Source organism: Streptomyces sp. 3N207 (assembly GCF_052246355.1).
Classification (GTDB): domain Bacteria; phylum Actinomycetota; class Actinomycetes; order Streptomycetales; family Streptomycetaceae; genus Streptomyces.
In genome coordinates this window covers 220,501-245,560 of the sequence record NZ_JBQQBV010000003.1, presented here as the reverse complement: position 1 = coordinate 245,560, position 25,060 = coordinate 220,501, and the positions used below count along the sequence as shown (strand labels likewise).

At 71.2% G+C, this 25,060-nt stretch carries 23 protein-coding genes; 15 read left to right on the top strand and 8 right to left on the bottom strand.

The window, feature by feature from the left end; genetic code table 11:
- Window positions 1-17: 17 nt before the first annotated feature.
- From ACTWP9_RS06590 to ACTWP9_RS06570, 5 genes are all read left to right on the top strand, one after another.
- A complete protein-coding gene (locus tag ACTWP9_RS06590) occupies window positions 18-1,106 on the top strand; it encodes an ABC transporter ATP-binding protein (protein ID WP_443245254.1) in 1,089 nt (362 codons plus the stop codon).
- Window positions 1,107-1,281: 175 nt separating this feature from the next.
- Window positions 1,282-1,974 (top strand): trimeric intracellular cation channel family protein, encoded by a 693-nt coding sequence (locus ACTWP9_RS06585; protein WP_443245024.1) that lies wholly within the window; start codon window positions 1,282-1,284, stop codon window positions 1,972-1,974.
- Between the two features lie 24 nt (window positions 1,975-1,998).
- The gene (locus ACTWP9_RS06580; RefSeq protein WP_443245023.1) at window positions 1,999-2,850 is read left to right on the top strand and encodes a thioesterase family protein; all 852 of its coding nucleotides are present in this window, start codon (window positions 1,999-2,001) and stop codon (window positions 2,848-2,850) included.
- Window positions 2,851-2,937: 87 nt separating this feature from the next.
- Window positions 2,938-3,414, top strand: coding sequence for a Dps family protein (locus tag ACTWP9_RS06575; RefSeq protein WP_443245022.1), 477 nt, complete (start codon window positions 2,938-2,940; stop codon window positions 3,412-3,414).
- 81 nt (window positions 3,415-3,495) lie between these two features.
- The gene (locus ACTWP9_RS06570) at window positions 3,496-4,683 is read left to right on the top strand and encodes a cysteine desulfurase family protein (RefSeq protein WP_443245021.1); all 1,188 of its coding nucleotides are present in this window, start codon (window positions 3,496-3,498) and stop codon (window positions 4,681-4,683) included.
- Window positions 4,684-4,811: 128 nt separating this feature from the next.
- Here the strand turns inward: ACTWP9_RS06570 and ACTWP9_RS06565 are convergent, their stop codons facing one another.
- The gene (locus ACTWP9_RS06565; protein WP_443245020.1) at window positions 4,812-5,579 is read right to left on the bottom strand and encodes an N-acetylmuramoyl-L-alanine amidase; all 768 of its coding nucleotides are present in this window, start codon (window positions 5,577-5,579) and stop codon (window positions 4,812-4,814) included.
- Window positions 5,580-5,634: 55 nt separating this feature from the next.
- Between ACTWP9_RS06565 and mnmA the strand changes: the two genes are divergently transcribed.
- Complete coding sequence (gene mnmA, locus ACTWP9_RS06560) at window positions 5,635-6,777, top strand: tRNA 2-thiouridine(34) synthase MnmA (protein WP_443245019.1); 1,143 nt, start codon at window positions 5,635-5,637, stop codon at window positions 6,775-6,777.
- Between the two features lie 19 nt (window positions 6,778-6,796).
- On the opposite strand, the gene ACTWP9_RS06555 is transcribed toward mnmA, so the two are convergent.
- Window positions 6,797-7,321: a TIGR00730 family Rossman fold protein gene (locus ACTWP9_RS06555; RefSeq protein WP_443245253.1), complete on the bottom strand. Its 525-nt coding sequence runs from the start codon at window positions 7,319-7,321 to the stop codon at window positions 6,797-6,799.
- 127 nt (window positions 7,322-7,448) lie between these two features.
- Window positions 7,449-9,122, bottom strand: a complete 1,674-nt coding sequence (locus tag ACTWP9_RS06550) for a glycine/sarcosine N-methyltransferase (protein ID WP_443245252.1) — start codon at window positions 9,120-9,122, stop codon at window positions 7,449-7,451.
- A gap of 368 nt (window positions 9,123-9,490) precedes the next feature.
- On the opposite strand from ACTWP9_RS06550, the gene ACTWP9_RS06545 reads away from it, so the two are divergent.
- The 5 genes from ACTWP9_RS06545 to ACTWP9_RS06525 all read left to right on the top strand — a co-directional run bounded on the left by ACTWP9_RS06545 (window position 9,491) and on the right by ACTWP9_RS06525 (window position 17,104).
- Window positions 9,491-10,522, top strand: a complete 1,032-nt coding sequence (locus tag ACTWP9_RS06545; protein WP_443245018.1) for a rod shape-determining protein — start codon at window positions 9,491-9,493, stop codon at window positions 10,520-10,522.
- A 75-nt stretch (window positions 10,523-10,597) separates the two neighbouring features.
- Window positions 10,598-11,287, top strand: a complete 690-nt coding sequence (locus tag ACTWP9_RS06540; RefSeq protein ID WP_443245017.1) for an SDR family oxidoreductase — start codon at window positions 10,598-10,600, stop codon at window positions 11,285-11,287.
- A 4-nt stretch (window positions 11,288-11,291) separates the two neighbouring features.
- A complete protein-coding gene (locus tag ACTWP9_RS06535) occupies window positions 11,292-12,338 on the top strand; it encodes a methionine synthase (protein ID WP_443245016.1) in 1,047 nt (348 codons plus the stop codon).
- Window positions 12,339-12,352: 14 nt separating this feature from the next.
- Window positions 12,353-14,560, top strand: a complete 2,208-nt coding sequence (gene ligA, locus ACTWP9_RS06530) for an NAD-dependent DNA ligase LigA (protein WP_443245015.1) — start codon at window positions 12,353-12,355, stop codon at window positions 14,558-14,560.
- Between the two features lie 294 nt (window positions 14,561-14,854).
- On the top strand, window positions 14,855-17,104 hold the full coding sequence (locus tag ACTWP9_RS06525) for a putative bifunctional diguanylate cyclase/phosphodiesterase (RefSeq protein WP_443245014.1): 2,250 nt from the start codon (window positions 14,855-14,857) through the stop codon (window positions 17,102-17,104).
- Window positions 17,105-17,218: 114 nt separating this feature from the next.
- On the opposite strand, the gene ACTWP9_RS06520 is transcribed toward ACTWP9_RS06525, so the two are convergent.
- Genes ACTWP9_RS06520 through ACTWP9_RS06500 form a run of 5 tightly spaced genes read right to left on the bottom strand, consistent with a single transcriptional unit; the run spans window position 17,219 to window position 21,053 of the window.
- Entirely contained in the window at window positions 17,219-18,274 is a 1,056-nt protein-coding gene (locus tag ACTWP9_RS06520; protein WP_443245013.1) for a serine hydrolase domain-containing protein, read from the bottom strand.
- Window positions 18,271-19,200, bottom strand: coding sequence for a DUF6895 family protein (locus ACTWP9_RS06515; RefSeq protein WP_443245012.1), 930 nt, complete (start codon window positions 19,198-19,200; stop codon window positions 18,271-18,273). The genes ACTWP9_RS06520 and ACTWP9_RS06515 overlap by 4 nt, the downstream gene beginning before the upstream one ends.
- Entirely contained in the window at window positions 19,197-20,156 is a 960-nt protein-coding gene (locus ACTWP9_RS06510) for a DUF6895 family protein (RefSeq protein ID WP_443245011.1), read from the bottom strand. The genes ACTWP9_RS06515 and ACTWP9_RS06510 overlap by 4 nt, the downstream gene beginning before the upstream one ends.
- Window positions 20,153-20,827, bottom strand: a complete 675-nt coding sequence (locus tag ACTWP9_RS06505) for a hypothetical protein (RefSeq protein WP_443245010.1) — start codon at window positions 20,825-20,827, stop codon at window positions 20,153-20,155. Before ACTWP9_RS06505 ends, ACTWP9_RS06510 begins: the two co-directional genes overlap by 4 nt.
- A gap of 40 nt (window positions 20,828-20,867) precedes the next feature.
- Window positions 20,868-21,053 (bottom strand): hypothetical protein, encoded by a 186-nt coding sequence (locus tag ACTWP9_RS06500; protein ID WP_443245009.1) that lies wholly within the window; start codon window positions 21,051-21,053, stop codon window positions 20,868-20,870.
- Window positions 21,054-21,295: 242 nt separating this feature from the next.
- Here ACTWP9_RS06500 and gatC point away from each other — a divergent pair, with 242 nt between their 5' ends.
- Genes gatC through gatB form a run of 4 tightly spaced genes read left to right on the top strand, consistent with a single transcriptional unit; the run spans window position 21,296 to window position 24,877 of the window.
- A complete protein-coding gene (gene gatC / locus ACTWP9_RS06495; RefSeq protein ID WP_443245008.1) occupies window positions 21,296-21,592 on the top strand; it encodes an Asp-tRNA(Asn)/Glu-tRNA(Gln) amidotransferase subunit GatC in 297 nt (98 codons plus the stop codon).
- Window positions 21,593-21,597: 5 nt separating this feature from the next.
- Entirely contained in the window at window positions 21,598-23,094 is a 1,497-nt protein-coding gene (gatA, locus tag ACTWP9_RS06490; RefSeq protein ID WP_443245007.1) for an Asp-tRNA(Asn)/Glu-tRNA(Gln) amidotransferase subunit GatA, read from the top strand.
- Complete coding sequence (locus ACTWP9_RS06485; protein ID WP_443245006.1) at window positions 23,091-23,336, top strand: hypothetical protein; 246 nt, start codon at window positions 23,091-23,093, stop codon at window positions 23,334-23,336. The genes gatA and ACTWP9_RS06485 overlap by 4 nt, the downstream gene beginning before the upstream one ends.
- A gap of 32 nt (window positions 23,337-23,368) precedes the next feature.
- A complete protein-coding gene (gatB, locus tag ACTWP9_RS06480; protein ID WP_443245005.1) occupies window positions 23,369-24,877 on the top strand; it encodes an Asp-tRNA(Asn)/Glu-tRNA(Gln) amidotransferase subunit GatB in 1,509 nt (502 codons plus the stop codon).
- Window positions 24,878-25,060: the final 183 nt, after the last annotated feature.

Sequence of the window (25,060 nt, the reverse complement as noted above, 5' to 3'; positions counted from 1 at the left end):
GTGAGGACGACGAGCCGATGACGAAACAGACCGCCGGCCAGGCCACCCTGGCCGAGCCGCGCGAGGGCGAGCCCCTGCTGAAGGTCAGCGGCCTCAAGAAGCACTTCCCCGTCACCAAGGGCCTCTTCAAGCGGCAGGTGGGTGCGGTGCTGGCGGTCGACGGCCTCGACTTCGACGTCCGCGCCGGCGAAACCCTCGGCGTCGTGGGCGAGTCCGGCTGCGGCAAGTCCACGATGGGCCGGCTGATCACCCGGCTGCTCGAACCGACCGGCGGCCACATCGAGTTCGAGGGCAAGGACATCACCCACCTGGGCGTCAGGGGGATGCGCCCGATGCGGCGCGACGTCCAGATGATCTTCCAGGACCCGTACTCCTCGCTGAACCCCCGGCACACGGTCGGCGCCATCGTCAGCGCGCCGTTCAAGCTGCAGGGGGTGCAGCCGGAGGGGGGCGTCAAGAAGGAGGTCCAGCGGCTGCTGGAGGTGGTCGGGCTCAGCCCCGAGCACTACAACCGCTATCCGCACGAGTTCTCCGGCGGTCAGCGTCAGCGCATCGGCATCGCCCGCGCGCTGGCACTCAGCCCGAAGCTGGTGGTGGCCGACGAGCCGGTCTCCGCGCTCGACGTCTCCATCCAGGCGCAGGTCGTCAACCTTCTGGACGACCTCCAGGAAGAGCTCGGCCTGACCTACGTGATCATCGCGCACGATCTGTCGGTCATCCGCCATGTCTCGGACCGGATCGCGGTGATGTATCTGGGCAAGCTCGTGGAGCTGACCGACCGGCAGTCGCTGTACGACACGCCCATGCATCCGTACACCCGGGCGCTGCTGTCGGCGGTGCCGGTGCCCGATCCGCGCCGCAAGGCGGCGGACAGCCGGGAGCGGATCCTGCTGCAGGGGGATGTGCCCTCGCCCATGAACCCGCCGTCCGGATGCCGCTTCCACACCCGCTGCTGGAAGGCCACCGAGGTCTGCCGTACCAAGGAGCCACCGCTGATCCAGCTGGCGGCCGACCACAACGTGGCCTGCCACCATCCGGAGAACGCACCGGATCAGGAGCCGGGCGACACCAAGCTGCTGCGCGAGGTCGGGGTCAGCAAGAGCTGACCCCTCCCGGGGGGCTGGGGCCGGCCGCGTTTGCGGGCCCCGGCCCCGCTCTCCGGGTCCCTCCGTTTTCCGGTGAGGGGGTGCCCCTGGCCGTCGCTCGCGGGCTGCGGGTTGCTTGTGGTTACGCGCGCAGTTCCCCGCGCCCCTTCGGGGCGCCTCCGGATACAAAGGTGCGGTGGAAACCCTCTTCAGTCCTCCGTTGCAGCACTGGCTGGACATCGCCGGAATTTTCGTCTTCGCGATCTCCGGGGCGCTGCTGGCGGTCCGCCGTAACTTCGATGTCTTCGGCATCGCCGTCCTCGCCGAGGTCACCGGCCTCGGCGGCGGTCTCTTCCGCGATGTCGTCATCGGCGCCGTGCCCCCGGCCGCCTTCACCGATCTCGGCTATTTCCTGACGCCGCTCGTCTCCACCGTCCTGGTCTTCTTCCTCCACCCGGAGGTCGAACGGATCAACAAGGCGGTGAACGTCTTCGACGCGGCCGGGCTGGGACTGTTCTGTGTGACGGGCACGCTCAAGGCCCACGAGTACGGCCTGGGTCTGACGTCCTCGGTGGTGATGGGCCTGGCCACGGCCGCCGGGGGTGGCGTGCTGCGCGACGTACTGGCCAACGAGGTGCCCTCCCTGCTGCGCTGGGACCGGGAGATCTACGCGGTCCCGGCGATCGTCGGCTCCAGCGCCGTGGCGCTGCTGATCCACCTCGACGCGGTGAGCCCCGGCACCACGGTGGGCGCTGCCCTGCTGGCGTTCGTCCTGCGGCTGCTGGCCCTGCGCTACAACTGGCGGGCGCCCAGGGCGTGGAAGCGCAGCAGCGCGACGGTGGACGCCGAAGCGGCGAACGGCACATCCGATGCACCTACCCACGGGTAACAAAGCCGGTGTACGGTTCCTCCCATGTCCGAGGCACCATCCCAGGTCACTCCGCCCGCCCCCACCGGCAGCAGTGAGTTCGACCGCGACACCATGGTCCGCACCCGTGAGCCCGGCGTGCACGAGGCGCTGCTCTCCCCGGGCTGGGCGATAGGCAAGGCCCTCAACGGCGGCTATCTGCTGGCCGTACTGGGCCGCGCACTGCGCCAAGCGCTCCCGCACCCGGACCCGTTCACCATCACGGCCCACTACCTGACCGCCACGGTGGCCGGCCCCGCCACCGTCCGCACCTCGGTGGCCCGTGCCGGGCGCACGGTCTCCACCGCCTCCGCCGGGCTCTTCCAGACGGACAGCCGCGGTGCGGAGGTCGAACGTATCCACGTCCTGGCCACCTACGGCGATCTGGACGCGCTCACCGACGACGTGCGGACCGGCGCCGAGCCCCCTGCCATGCCGCCGCGTGAGCAGTGCTTCCGCGCCACCGACCACCCCGGCGGCGACGCGGCCGTACCGGAGATAGGGCGCCGGCTCGACCTGCGGCTCGACCCGGAGACCTGCGGCTGGGCCCTCGGCGCTCCCAGCATGCGGGGCGAGATCCGGGCCTGGCTCGATCTCGCGGACGGCCGGGACCACGATCCGCTCTCACTGCTGATGGCGGTGGACGCGCTGCCGCCCACCGGTTTCGACCTGGGCCTCACGGGCTGGGTGCCCACCGTCGAGCTCACCGTGCACGTGCGGGCCCGCCCCGCGCCCGGGCCGCTCCGTGTCGCCATCACCACCCGCAACCTGGCCGGCGGCTTCCTGGAGGAGGACGCCGAGGTGTGGGACACCGCCGACCGCCTGGTCGCGCAGTCCCGGCAGCTGGCCCGGGCGTAGCACGGACACGGGCGTGGCCGAGGTCTGCTTTCTCCGTATGTGCTTACTTTGGGGGAGAAAGAGACTGTCCGAGAGAAAGCGACGCACGTGACCTACACAGTGAAGAGCACGCTTCCCGAGTCGGATCTCCAGACCGTCGCCGAGGCGCTGCAAGGCACGCTGTTGGATCTGATCGACCTCTCCCTCGTCGCCAAGCAGATCCACTGGAACGTGGTCGGGCCGCGCTTCCGGTCCATCCACCTCCAGCTCGACGAGGTCGTCGACACCGCCCGCCAGTATTCCGACACCGTCGCCGAGCGTGCCTCGGCGCTCGGCATCAGCCCCGACGGCCGCTCCACCAGCGTCGCCGGCGGCAGCGCCATCGCCACCGTCAAGGAGGGCTGGCTCCCCGACAACGACGCCGTCCGCCTCATGGTGGAGGCCCTCGGTGCCGTCATCACCAAGGCCCGCGAACGGATGAAGGCCGTCGGCCCCGTCGACCCGGTCACCGAGGACGTCTTCATCCAGCTCACCGGCGTCCTGGAGAAGGAGCACTGGATGTTCCAGGCGGAGAACCGGGGCTGAGGGGATCGGGCGGCCCGTCGGCCGGGTGCGCTGCTACGCGCCGGTCGTGCGCCCCGTGGGGAACCGTAGGATTGGGGAACCATGGCTGACTCCGCCCACCCCGCCTATCTCGACCACGCCGCCACCACGCCCATGTGGCCCGAAGCGGTGCGGACGATGACCGAACAACTCGCGGTCGTCGGCAACCCCTCCTCGCTGCACGGCGCTGGGCGGCGTGCGCGGCGTACGGTCGAGGAGTCCCGGGAGTCGCTCGCGGCCTCGCTCGGGGCGCGGCCCAGCGAGGTGGTGTTCACCGCGGGCGGCACCGAGGCGGACAACCTCGCCGTCAAGGGGCTGTACTGGGCGCGCCGGGACCAGGACCCGCGGCGGACCCGGGTGCTGGCCGGCCCGGTGGAGCACCACGCCGTCCTGGACGCTGTCGAGTGGCTGGCCGAGCACGAGGGCGCACGCCTGGAGTGGCTGCCGGTGGACGGGTACGGCAGGGTGCACCCCGAGGCGCTGCGCGAGGCCATCGAGCGGGACCCCTCCGACATCGCGCTGGCCACGGTGATGTGGGCGAACAACGAGATCGGCACCGTCAACCGGGTGCCGGAACTCGCCCGGGTGGCCGCCGAGTTCGACGTACCGCTGCACTCCGACGCGGTGCAGGCGTTCGGCCAGCTCGACCTCTCCTTCGAGGAGTCGGGGCTGGCCTCGATGGCCGTCACCGGGCACAAGACGGGCGGCCCGTACGGCGTCGGTGCACTGCTGCTGCGGCGCGAATACGCGCCCGTACCGCTGCTGCACGGCGGCGGCCAGGAGCGGCACGTACGCTCCGGCACCCTGGACACCCCCGCCATCGCCGCGTTCGCCACGGCCGGACGGGTGTCCGTCGAGCGGCGGGCCGACTTCGTCCGCGAGGTGGGCGCGCTGCGGGAAGCGCTGGTGGCGGCCGTCCGCGACGCCGTGCCCGACGCGGTGCTCAACGGCGACCCCGACCCGGCCGGACGGCTCCCGGCCAACGCGCACTTCTCCTTCCCCGGCTGCGAGGGCGACTCGCTGCTGCTGCTCCTGGACGCACAGGGGATCGAGTGTTCGACCGGGTCGGCGTGCACGGCAGGCGTCGCCCAGCCCAGCCACGTACTGCTGGCCACCGGCACGGAACCCGATCTGGCCCGGGGCACGCTCCGCTTCTCGCTGGGCCACACCAGCACCGAGGCGGACGTGGACGCACTGGCCAAGGCGATCGGCCCGGTCGTCGAGCGCGCCCGGAGCGCCGGCCTGAGCTAGCAGGGGACGCGCCCCGAAGGGGCGCGGGGAAACTGCGCGACAAGCCACAACGCACCCGCAGTCCGCGAGCGGCGGACAGGGGCACCCCCTCATCGGAACAAAGGAGCGGCTGAGCAGCCGGGAGGGGATCACTTGTCCCGGAGCGTGCTCTCCACCTTCATCTCCGTCCGCACCAGGCGCAGGTACTTGTCCCAGTCCCAGTGCCGGCCCGGGTCCATGTGGTCCGCGCCGGGGACCTCGTTGTGACCGATGATGTGCTTCCGGTCGGCGGGGAAGCCGTAGCGCGCGCAGATCCCGGCCGTCAGCTTGGCGGAGGAGCGGTACATGGCGTCCGTGAGGTCCTGCGGACGGTCTATCCAGCCCTCGTGCTCGATGCCGACGCTGCGCTCGTTGTACTCCTTGTTCGCCGCGTGGAAGGCGACATCCAGCTCGCGGATCATCTGGATGATCTCTCCGTTCTGGCAGACGATGTAGTGCGCCGCGGCCTGGTGCGCCGGGTTCCGGAAGACCTTCACCGCGGCTGCGGCGCTGCCCTGGGTGACGTGGATGATCACCCGGTCGATGCCGAAGTCGGCGGGCCGGTCCCCGCGGCGCATGTTGCCGTCCGCAGCGGCCACCCAGCGGGCGCGGGCGTCGTCCACCTCGCCCTCCATCCGGGGTTTGTCGTTCCCCGGCATCCGCCACCACCAGCGTTTGAGCTCCTGTTGGGTGGCCACCCCGAGCACGCCGAGGCCCAGGGCCGTACTGCCCGCGATCAGCAGCCTGCGCCGGGCGACGCCGCGCTCGCGCCGACCGCCCTCGCTGCGGCCCTCGCCGTCGCCGGGACCCTGGCTGCCCTCGCCGGGTCCGGGCTCTCCGGAGCCGTCCGTCCGTTCGTCGTCCGCCGCCTGTCCCATACGCTCCCTAACGCGTTCGGGTCATCGGGTCGTTCCGTCTACCCTGGAGGGCGCTATGACTACTGCATCCTCGCGGGGGACAGCCTCCGCGCGCCCGCTGCGTGTGCTGGCCGCCATGTCCGGCGGTGTCGACTCCGCCGTCGCGGCGGCCCGCGCCGCCGAGGCCGGACACGACGTGACGGGCGTGCATCTGGCTCTGTCCGCCAACCCTAAGTCGTTCCGTACCGGTGCGCGCGGCTGCTGCACCATCGAGGACTCGAACGACGCACGCCGCGCCGCCGACGTCATCGGCATCCCCTTCTACGTGTGGGACCTGGCGGAACGCTTCCGCGAGGACGTCGTGGAGGACTTCGTCGCGGAGTACGAGGCAGGTCGTACGCCCAATCCCTGTCTGCGCTGCAACGAGAAGATCAAGTTCGCCGCACTGCTGGACAAGGCCCTTGCGCTGGGCTTCGACGCCGTGTGCACCGGCCACTACGCCACTGTGGTGACCCATGAGAACGGGCGCCGGGAATTGCACCGGGCGAGTGACGCGGCCAAGGACCAGAGCTATGTCCTCGGCGTGCTGGACGAGCGGCAACTGGCCCACGCGATGTTCCCGCTGGGCGACACCCTCACCACCAAGGACGAGATCCGCACCGAGGCCGAGCGGCGTGGCCTTGCCGTCGCCAAGAAGCCCGACAGCCACGACATCTGCTTCATCGCCGACGGCGACACCCAGGGCTTCCTCGCCTCCCGGCTGGGCCGGGCAGAGGGCGACGTCGTCGACGAGTCCGGCGCCAAGGTGGGCAGCCACGACGGTGCGTACGGCTTCACCATCGGCCAGCGCAAGGGCCTGCGGCTGGGCCACCCGGCCCCGGACGGCAAGCCGCGCTACGTGCTGGACATCTCCCCGGTCGACAACACGGTCACCGTCGGGCCCGCGGCCTCGCTGGATGTCGCCGCGCTCACCGCCGTACGCCCCCGCTGGTGCGGTGAGCCCCCGGCGGACGGCCCCCGCCCGTACACGGCACAGCTCCGGGCGCACGGCGCGGAGACGCGGGTGGAGGCGGAGCTGATCGGCGGCGAGCTGCGGGTGCGGTTCGCCGAGCCGGAGCGCGGAGTGGCCCCGGGCCAGGCGATCGTGCTGTACGACGGGACCCGCGTGGTCGGCTCCGCGACGATCGACCGTACGGAGCGCGCGGTCCCGGCGGCCTGACCCGGACGGCCGGAGGGGTTCAGGCCCCCAGCAGCTCCAGCGCCTGTGGGGCGTCGTCCGCGAAGGTGACCAGGTCCGAGAGGGGGATGGGCAGGAAGCCCTCGGCCTCCATCCGGGCCATCTGCTGCTTGAGCCCGTCGTAGAAGCCTGCGGTGTTGAGCAGCACCACCGGCTTGGCGTGCATGCCGTGCTTGCGCAGCTCCAGGATCTCGGTCGCCTCGTCCAGCGTGCCGGTGCCGCCCACCAGGACCACGATGGCGTCCGCGCGGTCCAGCATGAGTGCCTTGCGCTCGGCGAGGTCGGCGGCGACGACCATCTCGTCGGCGTTCGGCCGGGCGACGTCGCGCAGGAACTCCACCGAGATACCGATGAGGCGCCCGCCCGCGTCCTGCACGCCGTCGGCCACGACCTTCATCAGTCCGGAGTCCGAACCGCCCCACACCAGGCTGTGGCCCCGCTTGCCGATGAGTTCGGCGAACTCGCGGGCCGCGTCGGTATAGACGCTGTCGAGCTCGGCGGCCGAGCAGAAGACGCAGATGTTCATGGGTGCGGAGGAGACCATGCCGCACAGCCTATGACCGGGTTCCGCGCGGTGGAAGCCGTCCTGTACCGGGCCGTCCGTCCTCCCCGGCCCGGGCCGGGGAGGACGGACGGGTGTCCGGTGCGGGGTGTCAGCCCTTCGTCAGGGTGAAGCGGAAGATGCCCCAGGTGAGACGGTGCTTCTGGCCGCCGTCGACCCAGTGGGCGAGGCCCTTCTTCATCTGGCTCAGATAGTCGCTGCTGACCTTCGAGGCGAGCCCTTCGGCCTCCTGCCGCTCGGTCTCCTCCAGCACCCGCCCGTAGTGCGTGACGAGTTGCTCCCGCAGATCCTCGAACCCTTCGTGGGAGTCCTCGTGCTCGCTCGGGACGAAGCCGAGGCGGACGAGTTCGCGCCGGTAGAAGCCGGGGGAGCCCATGTCGTCGAGGTGGATGCGGTCCAGGATGGGTTGGATGGCGCCGAGATCGGTGCCGTCGGCGGCCATCGGGTCGGTGAAGACCAGCCGCCCGCCCGGTTTGAGGACCCGCCGGACCTCCTCCAGTACGCGGAGCCGGTCCCCGCTGTGCAGGAACGCGTCCTGCGACCAGACCACATCCACGCTGGAGTCCGGGAACGGCACGCTTTCGAAGGAGCCGTCCACGACCTCGATCCGGTCGGTGAGACCGCGGGCCGCGTTGAGTTCCTTGTGGCGCTGGTTCTCCACCTCGCTGAGGTTGAGGGCCTGGACCGAGCAGCCGAACGTTTCGGCGAGGTAGCGGGCCGAGCCGCCGAAGCCGGAGCCGAGGTCGAGGACGCGGGACTCCTTGGTGAGGCCGAGCCCGGAGGCCATCCGCTCGACGGTGCGGCGACTGGCGTCGGCGATGGGCTCCTTCGCATCGGCATAAATACCGACGTGAATGTCCTCACCGCCCCACACGGAGGAATAGAAGGTGTCGGCGTCCGGGGAGTTGTAATAACTCCGCGCCGTATTCACGGCACCGCCGTAGCCGCCTTCTTCCTGATCCTCCATCCGGTATTCCTTCTCCGCGACATGCACGAAGAAGTCGGGCTGCTCGTCCCGGTAGGTGTGCTGGAAGTCGCCGTACGTCTCGATGCGCTGGAACCCGACCTCGGACATGAGGCGCCGCGTGTAGTCCTTGCGGAGCGGGAACATGTTGAGGTGGTAGACCGAGTTGTCCGGGAAGCGGTACCGCATGCGGCACAGCCCCTCGTCCATGTATTCCGGCTCGACCGCGACATCTTCGCCGCAGTAGTAGTACGTGTGCTTGCTGGAGTAGCCGCGATCGAGAATCGCGTCGTAGTTGCGCTGATCCAGGATGAGGATTCCGTCGTGCTTCAGCATCGCGTAGAACTCGGCCAGCGCCTTGCGCCGGTCGCGTTCCGAGAACAGATGCGTGAAGGAGTTGCCGAGGCACACGATGGCGTCGTACTCACCGTGAACGTCCCGGTTGAGCCACCGCCAGTCCGCCTGGACGACCCGCAGGATGTGGTCGCCGTTCTTCATTCCGTTCTCGAACGCCATCGCGAGCATATCGGCGCTGCCGTCCGCGCTCACGGTTTCGAAGCCGGCTTCCAACAGCCGTACGGAATGGAACCCGGTCCCTGTCGCGACGTCGAGGACGCTCCTTACGCCCCGCTTTCGCAGCAGGTCGATGAAGAAATTTCCCTCGCTCTCCGCTCGCTTCTCCCAATCTATGAGAGAATCCCACTTCTCCACGAAGCTGGGGACGTATTCCTCTGTGTAGTGTCCGGTTTCCCGAACCTCGACGGGGTTGTCTCCGAATTCCTGAGCCGGTCGCGCGGAAATGACGAAACCTCCAGTGGTAGAGACGGTGGCCCATGGCGCGGTCGCCGAGGACGCACCAGGCTTTGGGCTCGGTGAACCGCGCGTGGTCTCCGGTGCATAGCTATCCACCCCCCGCAGATCTATGCCACCAACTCGGGGGAGCACACGTGCGATTGTCCGGAAAACGCGCTCCGACCAGCGCCTTTCCGATTCCAGATTCTCGGCGTGCCGGTGCGTGCCGGTGTGGGCCACCTGCCGCAGCAAACAGGACAGTTGGGTATGCTGCGGCTGGCAGCACCACAATTCGGCACGACTCGTGCCAGCCCTCACAACCTCGTTACAACCACGTACAACTTCGTACAACACCGCACCGAACATGGTGAGTCCACATGGCTAAGCGCACCCACTCCGCCCTCACCGGCGCCTCCTCTCCGTTCCGCGGCCGCGACATCGGCATAGACCTCGGCACGGCCAACACGCTGGTGTACGAGCGCGGACGCGGCGTCGTCCTGAACGAACCCTCCGTCGTGGCGATCGACACGAACACCGGGAAGGTGCTCGCCGTCGGCGCCCAGGCCCGTCAGGCCGTGGGCCGCACCCCGGGCTCCATCACCGCCACCCGTCCCCTCAAGGGCGGCGTGATCACGGACTTCGAGGCGACGGAGGGCATGCTGCGGTACTTCATCCGCGCGGCCCGCGACGGCAAGGGCCGCGGCCGGTCGCCCCGCGTGGTGGTGTGCGTACCCAGCGGCGTCACCGGTGTCGAACGGCGCGCTGTGCTGCAGACCGCCAGCCGGGCCGGCGCCCGCTCCGTGCGGCTGATCGAGGAGCCCATAGCGGCAGCGATCGGTGCCGGGCTGCCGGTGCACGAGGCACGCGGCTCGATGGTCGTGGACATCGGCGGTGGCAGTACGGAGATCGCCATCATCTCGCTGGGCGGCATGGTCGTCGCCCGGTCGGCGCGGGTGGCGGGCGACGCGCTGGACGCGGCCATCGCCTCCTGGATCGAGCGGGAGTACGCCATCGCCGTGGGCGAGCGGACCTCCGAGGAGATCAAGATGTCCCTCGGCAGCGGCGAGTTCGTACCCGTACGCGGCCGGGACAAGCACACCGGTATGCCCAAGGTCGTCCAGTTGGCGCCCGAGGAGATCGTCGAGGCCGTGGAACGCCCGGTGCGCTCCATCGTGGCGGCCGTGCAGGCGGCCTTCGAGGAGTGCCCACCGGAGCTGTACGGCGACATCATGGAGCGCGGCATCGTGCTGACCGGCGGCGGCGCGCTGCTGCACGGTCTGGACGAGCGGCTGATGAAGGAGACGGGTATGCCGGTCACGGTGGCCGACGAGCCGCTGGGCTGTGTGGCCCTGGGCACCGGCCGCTGCCTGGAGGAGTACGACAAGCTGGAGTCGATCTTTGCGGCATAGCCCGCCCGCTGCGGCGCAGGCGCGGGGCGCGGGCCGCTCGGTGGGCGGACCGGCCCGGTGCGGGATCATGGGGGCATGGCAACACACGTGATCACAGGCGCGGGCTCCGGAATCGGGGCCGAGGTGGCGCGCCGCCTCCAGGACCGCGGCGACACCCTCTACCTGCTGGCCCGCGACGCGGGCCGCGCCAAGGAGCTCGCCGACCGGTTCGACGGCGCACACACGCTGGTCGGCGACCTGGCCGAACCGGGGCGGCTCTCCTGGGCGTTCGGGCATCAGCAGCTCCCCCAGGATGTCGACTCGCTGCTGCACATCGCAGGCGTCGTCGAGCTGGGGACGGTGGGCGAGAGCACTCCCAAGCTGTGGCAGGCCACCCTCGCCGCCAACCTGGTGGCACCCGCCGAACTGACCCGGCTGCTGCTGCCGCAGCTGCGCCGCTCCCGCGGCCATGTCGTCTTCGTCAACTCGGGCGCGGGGCTGCGCGCCAACCCCGAGTGGAGCGCGTACGCGGCCAGCAAGCACGGCCTCAAGGCGCTGGCGGACGCGCTGCGCGGCGAGGAGAGCGGCAACGGCGTCCGCGTCACCTCCGTCTACCCGGGCCGCACCGCCACCCCGATGCAGGAGAAGGTGCACCGCCAGGAGGGCAAGGAGTACGACCCCGGCAAGTGGATTCCCGTCGAGGCAGTGGCGACCACCGTGCTGACGGCCCTGGATCTGCCCCGGGGCGCGGAGGTCACGGACCTGAGCGTGCGGCCCGGAGGCTGACCAGGTGAGCGAGAACAACGGATCCGTCCCCTGGGGCCCCGCGGCGGTGACCGGAATCGGGTCGATGCCCGGCACCGATGCCCGCGAGGCCGCGAAGTCGGTCACCGGCCTGCTGGAGGAACCGCAGCACCTGCCGTACCTCCCCGAGCTCCCCGCCAGAGGCCCCGGAGCGGACATGCTGGGCCGCACCGCGGGGCTGCTGGCCGAGCTGTACGTCCATCTGGAACCCAGCGGATGGCGGATCAGCGACCGGCCGGGCCGCGACACCCGCCGGGCGCGTGCCTGGCTGGGCGAAGACCTGGACGCCCTGGAGGAGTTCACCCAGGGGTACGGCGAGGGGGACCGTCCGCGGGGGATCAAGGTGTCGGTCGTCGGCCCCTGGACGCTGGTCGCCGGCCTGGAGCGGCGCAACGGCGAGGCCATGCTGGGCGACCACGGTGCTGTCCGCGATCTGGCCGGCTCGCTCGCCGAAGGGCTGGCCGGGCACCTGGCGGAGGTACGCCGCAGGGTGCCGGGCGCCGTCCCCGTGCTGCAACTGGACGAGCCGTCCCTCACCGCGGTGCTGCGCGGCAGTGTGCGTACGGCCAGCGGCTACCGCACCCATCCGGCAGTGGACCGGGCGATGGTCGAATCGACGCTCCGCGAACTGCTGGCGGTCCACGACGGGCCCACCCTGGTGCACTCGTGCGCCCCGGACGTACCCCTCGGGCTGCTGCGCCGGGCCGGGGCCGACGGTATCTCCCTGGACCTCTCGCTGCTCACCGAGCGTGATGACGAGGCGGTCGGTGAGGCCGTGGAGGGCGGCGTGAAGCTCTTCGCGGGTGTCGTACCGGCCACCGAGCCGGCGAGCGGGGCATTGTCAGACCCTGCCGGTAGCGTCGGGGGTGTCAGGTCGTTGTGGCGCAGGCTCGGGCTGTCTCCGGGTCTGCTGACCGAGTCCGTCGTGGTCACCCCCACCTGCGGGCTCGCGGGAGCCTCGCCCGCGTACGCGCGGGGGGCGCTCGCCCACTGCGCCCGGGCGGCACGAGCACTCGCTGACAACCCTCAGTGACGGGAGGACCTACGGTGGCCGGCGAACAAGACGTGACGGTCTCCGCCGAGACGCGCGATGAGCACCAGCGCCTCGCGGAGCAGATCGAGGAACACCGCTTCCGGTACTACGTCAAGGACGCCCCGGTCGTCAGCGACGCCGAGTTCGACCGGCTGCTGCGCGAGCTGGAGGCCCTGGAGGAGGAACACCCCTCCCTGCGTACCCCGGACTCGCCGACCCAGAAGGTCGCCGGGCAGTACGAGACGGAGTTCACGGAGGTCGCCCACCGGGAGCGGATGCTCTCGCTGGACAACGCCTTCGACGACGCGGAGCTGGGCGAGTGGGCGGACCGGGTGGCCCGCGAACTGGAAGGTGTGGACTACCACTTCCTGTGCGAGCTCAAGGTCGACGGCCTCGCCGTGAACCTCACCTACGAGCACGGGCGGCTGACCCGCGCGGCGACCCGTGGCGACGGCCGTACCGGTGAGGACATCACGCCCAACATCCGTACCATCGCCGACGTCCCCGAGCGGCTGACCGGCGACGGGCTGCCGGAGCTGGTCGAGGTGCGCGGCGAGGTGTTCTTCCCCATGGAGCGCTTCCAGGAGCTGAACGCCCGGCTGGTCGAGGCGGGCGAGAAACCGTTCGCCAATCCGCGCAACGCCGCGGCCGGCTCGCTGCGCCAGAAGGACCCGCGGGTGACGGCCACCCGCCCGCTGCACATGGTGGTGCACGGCATCGGCGCGCTGAAGGGCTTCGCCAAGGAGGACTTCGCCCGCCTCTCGAACGTCTACCACCTGCTGCGCGAATGGGGCCTGCCGACCTCGGCGCACGCCGCTGTGGTGGACGGGCTGGAGGGCGTACGCGAATTCATCGCCCACTACGGCGAGCACCGGCACTCGGTGGAGCACGAGATCGACGGCGTCGTCGTCAAGCTGGACGAGATCCGCCTCCAGGGCCGGCTCGGCGCCACCTCGCGGGCGCCACGCTGGGCCATCGCGTGGAAGTACGCGCCGGAAGAGGTCAACACCAAGCTGGTCGACATCCGCGTCGGTGTGGGCCGCACCGGCCGGGTGACGCCGTACGCGGTGGTGGAGCCGATCACGGTCGCCGGCTCCGAGGTCGAGTTCGCCACCCTGCACAACCAGGATGTCGTCAAGGCCAAGGGCGTGCTCATCGGGGACACGGTCGTGCTGCGCAAGGCGGGCGATGTCATCCCCGAGATCCTGGGCCCGGTCGCCGATCTGCGGGACGGCAGCGAGCGGGAGTTCGTGATGCCCGCCGAGTGCCCCGAGTGCGGATCGCCGCTCCAGCCCATGAAGGAGGGCGATGTCGACCTGCGCTGCCCCAACGCCCGCTCCTGCCCGGCCCAGTTGCGCGAGCGGCTGTTCTATCTGGCGGGCCGCAAGGCGCTGGACATCGAGCACTTCGGCTACGTCGTGGCCAGCGCGCTGACGCAGCCGCTGGAGCCCAAGGATCCGCCGCTGCGCGACGAGGCCGGGCTGTTCGATCTGACCGTCGAGGACCTGCTGCCGATCGTGGCGTACGTCGTCGATCCGGACTCCGGACTGCCCAAGCGCGACCCCAAGACCGGCGAGGAGAAGACCGTCACCCTCTTCGCCAACCAGAAGGGCGAGCCGCGCAAGAACACGCTGGCGATGCTGGAGAACATCGAGGCCGCCAAGAACCGCCCGCTCGCCCGGATCATCACCGGGCTGTCCATCCGGCACGTAGGCCCGGTCGCCGCCGAGGCGCTGGCCCGCGAGTTCCGCTCGCTGCAACGGATCGCCGAGGCCGAAGAAGAGGAGCTGGCCGCGACCGAGGGCGTGGGGCCGACGATCGCCGCCTCCCTCAAGGCGTGGTTCGCCGAGGACTGGCACCGCGAGATCGTGGAGCGGTGGAGAGCCGCCGGAGTCCGGATGGAGGAGGAGTCCACCGGCGAGGAGGGGCCGCGCCCGCTGGCGGGGCTGACCACGGTGGTCACCGGCACCCTCGCCTCCTACACCCGGGACGGCGCCAAGGCCGCGCTCCAGGAACAGGGCGCCAAGGTCACCGGATCGGTGTCGAAGAAGACCGACTTCGTCATCGTGGGGGAGAACCCTGGCTCGAAATACGACAAGGCGGTGCAGGCGAAGGTGCCGATTCTGGACGACGACGGGCTCGCCGTCCTGTTGGCCGAGGGGCCCGAGGCCGCCCGGGAGGTGGCGCTGGCCACTGGGGAAGCGGAGGAAGCGGACGCCTGACGGCGGAGTGGGCCACCAGGGGTGAGTCCGGGGCAACCCCCAACGCACCTACCTCGCACCAGCGTTCACGCACAGGCCACATCCAGCCACCCGCGCCCCGCCCCTCACGCCCCCGGATCACGGCTGTCGTTGACCAGCAGCCTTACGGCACACCGGAGTTGGGCACGATCGGCATAGACGCATTCAGGGCAACAGCGGCCGATCGCTGCCCCTCTCCCCAGGCAGCGGCCTACTGTTGACATAGACGCCTGTCGTGGCGAGGGGCAGGCGTGGACGGCTGCGAGAGGGACCAGGATGCTGGATTTCTCCGGGGGATCCAGGCCCCCGTTCTCCCGCCTGCCCTCGGACGGCACCCGGGGCGGGGCGGGACGAGACGCCGGGGCGGGCAGGTCCGGGGGCAGGACGGCGAGCAGGGGCGCGGGTGCGCGCGGCGGCGCGGGCGGCGGCACCGGACCCGACGGCGGCGCGGGCGGCGGGAGCGGCGGCGAGGAAGTGCCGTGGCTCCAGCGGCTCCTCGCGGTGCGACCGCCGCTGCTGCCCCTACTGGTCGTGGCCGTCGCCGCGTTGGCGCTGGCCTGTGGGATCGGCCGGGCCGTGTGGCAGGGTCATGCGCTCTTCCCGGGCGGTGCGGCCGGCTGGTCGTTCGCGGTGCTCACCGGCTGCGTGGTGGCGCATCTGGTCACCATGAGCCGGGACCGCTGGTGGGGCGGCACGGGTTCGGGCCCTGCGCTGACCCTCGCGATCCTGGTGCTGCACGGCTGGGTGCCCGCGCTGCTCGTCAGCCTCGCCGTCGTCGTCCTGGTCGGTGCGGCGCGCCGGACCAAGTGGCGGCAGGCTCTCGTGCACGGCGCCATCGACATCCTCGGCATCGGCACCGCCGGCCTCGCCCTCGCCCTGTGCGGGGTGCACCCCTCGGTGGAGCACCCGTGGCGGCCTGCCGCGTGGCCGGTGTGGGCCGTGGTGGGGATCCCGCTGGTGGCTGCCGTGTATCTGCTGGTCACCCGGGCGCTCCAGTGGTTCTGCTTCGCGCCGCGCAGCCGCGGACTGCCGTCGGCACTGCGTACCGCACTGGTACGGCAGGGCCTGGTCGCCGTCGCGCTGCTGGGCATCGCGCCGCTCATCGTGGTGGTCGCCGTCCACAAGCCGCCGCTGCTCCCGCTGTTCGCCGTTCCGCTGATCGCGCTCGACTCCACGCTGCGGATCGCCCGCGCCCGCGCCGAGGAGCAGCTGCGCGACCCGCTGACCGGGCTGCCCAACCGGCTGTGGCTGCTGGAGCGTGCCTGGGCCGCGCTGGACGAGGCCGAACGCACCTCGACGCGCTCCGCGCTCGTCCTCATCGACCTCGACCGCTTCCGCTCCGTCAACGACACCCTCGGCCATCTCGCGGGCGACCGGCTGCTGTTGCAGATTGCCGAACGGCTGCGGGCAGCGCTGCCGCGCGGCGCCGAGGCGGCCCGGCTCGGCGGGGACGAGTTCGCCGTGCTGCTGCCGGTCGCCGACTCGACCACCAGCGCCCAGCGCATCGCGCGCGGCCTGGTCTCCGCGCTCAGCTCCCCCCTCGATCTGGACGGGTTGACGCTGGTGCTGGAGGCCAGTGCCGGTGTCGCCGTCTTCCCCGACCACGCCACCGAGGCCGAGGGCCTGCTGCGCCGCGCCGATGTGGCGATGTACGAGGCCAAGCGCGACCGCACCGCCGTCGAGGTCTACGAGGCCACCCGGGACGGCAACACCCCCGACCGGCTCGGCCTGCTCGCCGACCTGCGGCGCGCGCTGGACGCCGGCGAGGTGGAACTGCACTACCAGCCCAAGGTCGGCTTCGACGGCACGGTCTCCGGTCTTGAAGCTCTGGTGCGGTGGGCGCACCCCGAGCGGGGCCGGGTGCCCCCGGACGAGTTCATCGCCATCGCCGAGACCTCCGGGCTGATGCCACGGCTGACGGAGTATGTGCTGGAGACCGCGCTCGCCCAGGTGGCGACCTGGCGCGCGGGCGGGCTGACGGTGCCGGTCGCCGTCAATGTCTCGCCGCGCGACGTCCACTCGCCGGGTTTCGCGGGCGCGGTTGCCGCACGGCTGGCCCGGCACGGGGTGCCGCCGGGTGCCCTCCAGCTGGAGATCACCGAGCATGTGCTGCTGGAGGACCCGCAACAGGCCGCCGACACACTGGCGGGGCTGACCGGGCACGGCGTGAAGATGTCGCTGGACGACTTCGGGACGGGCTACTCCTCGCTGGTCCATCTGCGGCGGCTGCCGGTGAGCGAGCTGAAGATCGACCGGTCGTTCGTGGCGCGGCTGGCGGTGGACACCGAGGACGCGGAGATCGTGCGGTGCACCGTCGATCTGGCGCACTCGCTGGGGCTGCTGGTCGTCGCGGAGGGCGTCGAGGACGACGAGACGTGGGAGCGGCTGCGGGATCTCGGATGCGACGCGGTGCAGGGCTGGTTGGTGGCCGCCGCGATGCCGCCAGGTGAAACCACCGCCTGGCTGCGGGCCAGGGAAGTCCCGGCCACCCGCTCTTTGCCGTCCCCGCCCGCGCGGACCCCGTAACGCCGGGCGCCCCGTAAGGGGCGCGGGGAACTGCGCGAGCAACCACAACGCCACCCGCAGCCTGCGGACAACGGGCAGGGGCAGCCCCTTCTCAGAACACGAGAGGGGGCACGTTCAGCGGCCCTCCTCAGCCAACGCGTACAGCAACTCATACGCGGCGGGCACCAGCCGACAGCGACGGCCCCTGCGGGTGGCCACGGCCGCAAGCCCGGTGCCGGATGCCGGGTGGTAGCCGCAGAACGCCTGCTGCCCGAACGTCGCGCCGGCGTGGAAGAGCATCGGCCCGCCCGGCGCCGGATGCTGGAACCAGGTCAGGGTGTGCGTCTCGCCGCGTCGGCCGCCCCGGTGCAGCTGCGGCACCTGCACCTCCTTCAGCGGCCCGCTCAGCTGGGTGCCGGCGGGGTTCAGGTGCGCCTCCAGATAGCTGAGCATGTCGTGCGGGGTGGCCCGTACGGCTCCCGCTGCGCTGAACGCGCCCATGTCGGTTGCGGGCAGCGGGGTGCGCCCGTCCGCCCGGTAGCCGACAGCGTCCGCGCCCTGGGGACCTGGCCCCAGCGTAGTGCCGGTCAGTCCCAGGGGCCGCAGCACCCGGGTGCCCAGCAGCGCCGGGTACGCGACGGCGGCGGCCCGCGCCAGTGCGGGGCCCAGCAGCGCGGCACCGAAGTTGGAGTAGCCCCAGCGGCTTCCCGCGGGGTGCCGCGGCCGGGTGGCGGCGAAGGCGCTCAGCAGACGTTCGGTGTCGTAGCGGGCGTAGCCGCTCTGGTACGGGCGCAGCAGCGCGCCCGGGAACAGGGCGTACGGGATCCGGGGGAGCCCGGCGGTGTGGGTGGCCAGATGGCGCAGCGTGATGCCATGGGAGTCACGGTGCGGCAGCCGCAGGGTGGGCGGCAGATGGGCAGCGAGCCGGTCGTCCTGCGTCAGCAGCCCCTCGGCCGCAAGCGTGGTGAGGAGCAGCACCGCATACGTCTTCGACAGCGAGCCCAGCTCGTAGCGCAACGCCTCCCGGGGAGTCGCGGATGCGCCTGCCCGGCCGCCGGTCACCACGGTGCGCCTTCCGCGCCGGGTGACGGCGAGGACCACGTCCGGCGCTTCGAGCCGGGCCACCTCCAGGGTGAGCCGGTCCCGCAGCGCGGCCTCGGACCCGTAGGTCCGTACCCGCCACGCCCTCACGCGCCGCCTGCCGACAAGGAGCGGGAGGTGGCCATCGCGGAGGCGAACGCGGCGACCAGCGTGGGGTGGTGCACGATGTCGAAGACGTCGGACGGGTCGCCCTCCGGCAGCCGGCCGCACACCGGCATCGCTCCCGTCGCGGACTGCGCCGCCGCGTACCGCTCCCACAGCTCCCCGTCCAGCGTGGAGTGCGGCAGACAGGCGTCGACGATGAGGAGTTCGCCCAGCAGGTCCCAGTGTTCGAGCTCGGCCCAGTCCGCCGCCCAGGCGGGCAGATACAGCTCGAGGTAGGTGGCGAGCGGCGCCGGGATACGGCTGGGGTCCTCGCCCCAGTTGGTGAGGTGGAAGACGGTGTGGGTGATGTCGTACGCGATGTGCAGATGCACTGTCCACGGTTCCGGACGCTTGCCGAGCCAGGTGGCCGCGGTCGCCTCGGCGAAGTCACCGCTGGGGCTCAGTCCCATCCTGCGCTCCGCGTTGAGGACGCCCAACCGGCGGCTCGGTTGCATCTCCAGCGCCTGCCAGGTGAGGGTGCGCCGGGGGGCGGCCAGCGCTGCCTCCAGTCCGGGGTGCCGGTAGTCCAGTTCGTGGAAGACCGCGTACATCTCCAGGGCCACCGGGGAGAACGGCTCGTTGTGCTGGTGCGAGGCCAGCACGTTTCCGCCGTCCAGCAGCTCCCGCCAGGCGAAGTCCAGCAGCGATCCGGCCCGCGCTCGCTGCCGGCTGCCCACCACACCCTCGCGGAAGAGCATCCGCATGTTGATCGCCAGCTCGCCGATCGGCTTGAGGCGTTCCACCAGCGCGTCGCCCCGCGCCAGGTCCGTCTCGGTCAGCCGGAAGTAGTCACGATGGGAGTCGAGCCAGGCCAGCGCACGGTCGCCGACACTGTGCAGGAGCGCAGGGGGAGCGGGGGTGAGCACGGTCATCGGAGGGCCTCGCTGTCCGGGTTCGGGGTCGCGGTCCGCGCCAGGGTGGCGGCGAAAGCCAGAACGAGGGTCGAGTGGTAGCAGGCGAGGAAGACATCGGCGGCGCTGGTGCCGGGCGGAGGCGGTGATCCCTGCTCGGGAAGGGCGCCGTCTGCTGTTCTGGCGTCGGCCAGCCGCTGCCAGGCCACCGGGTCGAACGGTGCGTCGGGCAGACAGGCCGTCACCGCCAGCAACTCGCCCACCAGGTCCCACAGCTGCTCCTCCAGCCAGCTCTCCGCCCATGCGGGCAGCCACAGCCGCAGATACTCCGCCGTCGCGGGGGAGAGCCGGGCCCGGTCGCGGCCCCAGTCGGTGAGGTGGAAGACGTCGTGGGTGAGGCCGTAGGCCGTTCTGCACTCCAGCAGCCAGGGCTCCGGCAGCCGGCCCAGGCCGGTGTGGGCCAGCACCGCGCCGAAGTCGGCGTGCAGCGGCAGCCCGATCCGGGCCTCGGCATTGAGCACGGACAGCGTCCGGGTGTGGTCCTCGCGCTCCACCCGCCAGCCGCGCAGTCCGGTCGTGGTCCGCAGCAGCTCGTCCACGACGGCGTTGCGGAGCCCGGCCCGGGCGAAGACGCCGTACAGCTCCACCGGGTAGGTGGCCTGCGGCTCCCCCCGGACGAGCTCGGCGAACAGCTCGCCGTCGCGCGTCTCGTTCCAGGTGTGGGAGAACAGCCGCCCCGCTTGGGCGCGTATGTCGGGCACGGGGTGGCAGGCCGCGATCTGCGCCGTCAGCTCGGCGAGTTCACCGAGCGGTTTGAGGGTCAGGTTCGGGTCGGCGGTGGTGGTGACGTCCGGTGGCAGGCGGAAGCAGTCGCGGTTGCCCTCCGCCCAGCCCAGGGCCTCGCTCGCGAGCGCGTCCAGCAGCTCGGCCCCGGCTTCGCCGCGCCGCTCGGGGGCCGCCGCGCGCGCGGTGGTCACCGGCCCCGCCCGAAGAAGCGCTGGGCGGCGGTGACATGGACGGCGACCCGGGGGTCGTCGCTCATCTGCCGTACGAAGTGCAGCCCGCTGTCCAGCCCGAGGGTGGGCGGTGTCTGTGGCAGCCGGGCCAGCCACCGGCCCAGTCCGGCCGACTGCTGCCAGTCGCGGCGGCGCACCGCGCGGACGAAGCCGCGGGCCAGGTCCTCGGTGCGGCCGGCGAGCCGGTCGGTGAGTTCCGGGGCGAGCCCGGGCAGCGCCAGCGACGCCAGTTGGGACACCCGGTGGGACAGCCGGGGCCAGGGGTCGGAGGCCAGCCAGTCGTCTCCCGGCTCGGGCGGGGACGGCCAGCGCGTGGTGTGGGTGGGCAGGAACGCACGGGAGGCTTCCACCAGCCCGTGGTAGCTCCATGCCGAAACTGCCGAGGTCTCACCTGTGGGCGGGAAAGCGGTGAGCGCGTCCCGCACCATTGCCGCATCCGCGCTGCCCGCACCGTCTGCGCCGGGGTGACCGTCCAGCGCGTACGGGGCCAGGGCATCGGCGCCCAGCACCCGGACCGCGGCGGGGGAGAGCGCGTCGTCCTGCCGCAGGGTCCTGGAGAGCGCATAGGGATCGCCCTCGCCGCGGAGGGCAAGGGCGATCTCGGATGCGGCATCAGCGATAACCGCGCTCAAGGCGGCTGCTCCCTGTGCCTGTTCCGTCAAGACGGCCCCCTTACTTGGTGTCCGTCTTGGGACGGGGGGTCGGGGGCGAGACGAGAAGCAGAGCGGCGAGCAGCACTGCGCCGGCGCACTCGCGGGAGTCGCGGAAGACGCCGTCGGGCTCGGGGGCGCTCATCAGGTCTTCCACCTCGGTGGCCAGCGCCGTGGTGTCGGGCTGAACAGTGCGATCCATAGGCATAAGATCACTCCTTTTCCTGTCGGGGACAGCCTCCATCGTGTGCCTCTACCCATAAGTGCGCAATTCGGGTAAATCCGGACATGGATCCGGGTCTCTGACCAGGGACGACGCGCCTGTCCCGGCGCAAACGGCGGTGTCCGACCGAGTCGGGGGACCCCGGGCGCAAAAGCCAGTCCCGGGCAGTCGGGGGCGCCCCATAGGATTGGGGCGGACCATTCGACACTCACCCAGAGGACCGCTGCATGCCTGGCATCTCGCGCGAGGAGGTCGCCCACCTCGCGAAGCTGGCGCGCCTGGAGCTGAAGGACGAAGAGCTCGACCACTTCGCCGGACAGCTCGACGACATCATCGGCGCGGTAGCCGCCGTCTCCGATGTCGCCGACGAGGACGTACCACCGACCTCCCACCCGCTCCCGCTCACCAACGTCATGCGACCCGACGAGGTCCGTCCGTCGCTGACCGCGCAGCAGGCGCTCTCCGGCGCCCCGGCGCAGGAGCAGCAGCGTTTCAAGGTGCCGCAGATCCTGGGGGAGGAATGACCGGGATGGCCGGCGAACTGATCAAGCTGACCGCCGCCGAGCTGGCGGCGAGGATCGCGAGCGGTGAGGTCACCGCCGTCGAGGCGACCGAGGCGCATCTGGCCCGCATCGAGGCCGTGGACGAGAAGATCAACGCCTTCCTCCACGTGGACCGCGAACGCGCCCTCGCACAGGCCCGCGAGGTCGACGCCAAGCGGGAGCGCGGCGAGAAACTGGGCCCGCTGGCGGGCGTCCCGCTGGCGCTGAAGGACCTGTTCACCACCGAGGGCGTGCCCACCACCGCGGGGTCGAAGATCCTGGAGGGCTGGATCCCGCCGTACGACGCGACGGTCACCAAGCGCCTCAAGGACGCCGACGTCGTCATCCTCGGCAAGACCAACATGGACGAGTTCGCCATGGGGTCCTCCACCGAGAACAGCGCGTACGGCCCGACGGCCAACCCCTGGGATCTCACCCGGATTCCGGGCGGTTCCGGCGGTGGCTCCGCGGCCTCGCTCGCCGCACACATGGCGCCGCTGGCGATCGGTACGGACACCGGCGGCTCGATCCGCCAGCCCGCCGCCGTGACCGGCACCGTCGGGGTGAAGCCCACCTACGGCGGGGTCTCCCGGTACGGCATGATCGCGTTCTCCTCGTCGCTGGACCAGGGCGGCCCCTGTGCCCGTACGGTGCTGGACACCGCGCTGCTGCACAGCGTCATCGCGGGCCACGACGAGCGGGACTCGACGTCCATCGCGCAGCCGGTCCCCGACATCGTGGCGGCTGCCCGCAACGGCTCGGCGAAGGGCATGCGCGTCGGCGTCGTCCAGCAGTTCCGCGGCGAGGGCTTCCAGGCCGGGGTGATGCAGCGCTTCGACGAGTCGGTCGAGCTGCTGCGCGAACTGGGCGCCGAGATCGTGGAGCTGTCCTGCCCGTCGTTCAGCAAGGGGCTGGCGGCCTACTACCTGATCGCCCCCTCGGAGTGCTCCTCGAACCTGGCCCGCTTCGACGCCATGCGCTACGGGCTGCGGACCGGGGACGACGGCACCCACTCGGCCGAGGAGGTCACGGCGCTCACCCGCGAGGCCGGCTTCGGCCCCGAGGTCAAGCGCCGCGTCATGCTGGGCACCTACGCACTCAGCTCCGGCTACTACGACGCCTACTACGGCTCGGCGCAGAAGGTCCGTACGCTGATCACCCGGGAGTTCGAGAAGGCGTTCGAACAGGTGGATGTGGTGATCTCGCCGACCACGCCCACCACCGCCTTCCCGATCGGGGAGCGCGTCGACGACCCGATGGCGATGTACCTCGCCGACCTGTGCACCATCCCGTCCAACCTGGCGGGCAACTCCGCCATGTCGATCCCGTGCGGGCTCGCGCCGGAGGACGGGCTCCCGGTGGGGCTGCAGATCATCGCCCCCGCCATGGCCGATGACAGGCTCTACCGTGTCGGTGCGGCTCTGGAAGCCGCCTTCCAGGCACGTTGGGGTCACCCGCTGCTAGAGGAGGCACCGTCGCTGTGAGTTCGAAGCTGCAAAAGGCCAAAGGGTTCAAGAAGTCCAGGGCCGGGCTCTACTTCTCGATCGCAACGTCGCTGATCGGTGTCCCCGGCACCGTCAAGCGCGCCAAGGAGGCCAGGAAAGAAGGGGACACGCTGCAGCTGATCGATGTGGCCGTCTCCGCCGCCGGCATCGTCACGGGCGTGGTGCTGCTCGTACGCGAGCTGCGCCGCCTGGACAGCGACGACATCCTCTCCGACGACTGACGCGGGGCAGAGGGCAGAAAGGTAAGTTTTCCGTGACCGTCACCGAACTGGTGTCGTACGACGAGGCACTGGCCTCCTACGACCCCGTGATGGGCCTCGAGGTCCACGTCGAGCTGGGCACCAGGACCAAGATGTTCTGCGGCTGCTCGACGGAGCTGGGCGCCGAGCCCAACAGCCAGGTCTGCCCGACCTGTCTGGGCCTGCCCGGCGCGCTGCCCGTCGTCAACAAGGTGGGCGTGGAGTCCGCCATCCGTATCGGCCTCGCGCTGAACTGCAAGATCGCCGACTGGTGCCGCTTCGCCCGGAAGAACTACTTCTATCCGGACATGCCGAAGAATTTCCAGACCTCCCAGTACGACGAGCCGATCGCCTTCGACGGCTATCTGGACGTCCAGCTGGAGGACGGCGAGGTCTTCCGCGTCGAGATCGAGCGCGCCCATATGGAGGAGGACACCGGCAAGTCCACCCACGTGGGCGGGGCGACCGGCCGTATCCACGGCGCCTCGCACTCGCTGCTCGACTACAACCGCGCGGGCATCCCGCTCATCGAGATCGTCACCAAGCCCATCGTGGGCGCGGGCGAGCGGGCCCCCGAGGTCGCCAAGGCGTACGTCGCCGAACTGCGCGAGCTCATCAAGGCGCTCGGCGTCTCCGAGGCCCGGATGGAGATGGGCCAGATGCGCTGCGACGTCAACCTCTCGCTGCGCCCCAAGGGCACCGAGAAGTTCGGCATCCGCAGCGAGACGAAGAACGTCAACTCGCTGCGCAGCGTCGAGCGTGCGGCGCGGTTCGAGATCCAGCGGCACGCCGCCGTGCTCTCGTCCGGCGGCACGATCATCCAGGAGACCCGGCACTTCCACGAGGACGACGGGTCGACCACCTCGGGCCGGGTCAAGGAGGAGGCGGAGGACTACCGCTACTTCCCCGAGCCCGATCTGGTGCCCGTCGCGCCCTCGCGTGAGTGGGTCGAGGAACTGCGCGGCACACTCCCGGAGCTGCCCCGGCTGCGGCGCAAGCGGCTCCAGGAGGAGTGGGGCATCTCCGAGCACGAGATGCAGTCGGCGCTGAACGCGGGCGCCGTCGACCCGATCGTCGCCACGGTGGACGCGGGCGCCCCCGCCGACCAGGCCCGCAAGTGGTGGATGGGCGAGCTGGCCCGGCGCGCCAACGAGGACGGCGTCGAGCTGACGGCGCTGCCCATCACACCCCAGCAGATCGCCCGGATCTGCGCGCTGGTCGCCGAGGGTTCGCTGAACGACAAGCTCGCCCGGCAGACCATCGAGGGCGTACTGGCCGGTGAGGGCGGCCCGGACGAGGTCGTCGAGAAGCGTGGTCTCAAGATCGTCTCCGATGAGGGCGCGCTCGGCACGGCCGTCGACGAGGCCATCGCCGGCAATCCGGACATCGCCGAGAAGGTACGCGGCGGCAAGGTCCAGGCCGCCGGCGCCCTGGTCGGCGCCGTCATGAAGGCCACCCGTGGCCAGGCGGACGCGGCCCGCGCCCGCCAGATGATCCTGGAGAAGCTGGGCGTGGAGGGCTGACACTCCCTTTTCGAGGGAGCAGTCCGACGCAGCAGTTCGACGCGGCCTTTGACGCAGCCGCCGAGGGGCGGGGCACCGGTAGCCGGTGCCCCGCCCCTCGGCCGTTTCCGCAGGGCGGGCCCGTCGGGGCGGGCCGTGGGGCGGACGGGGAGCACGCGGCGGCTCGATACGCAGATATGAAGA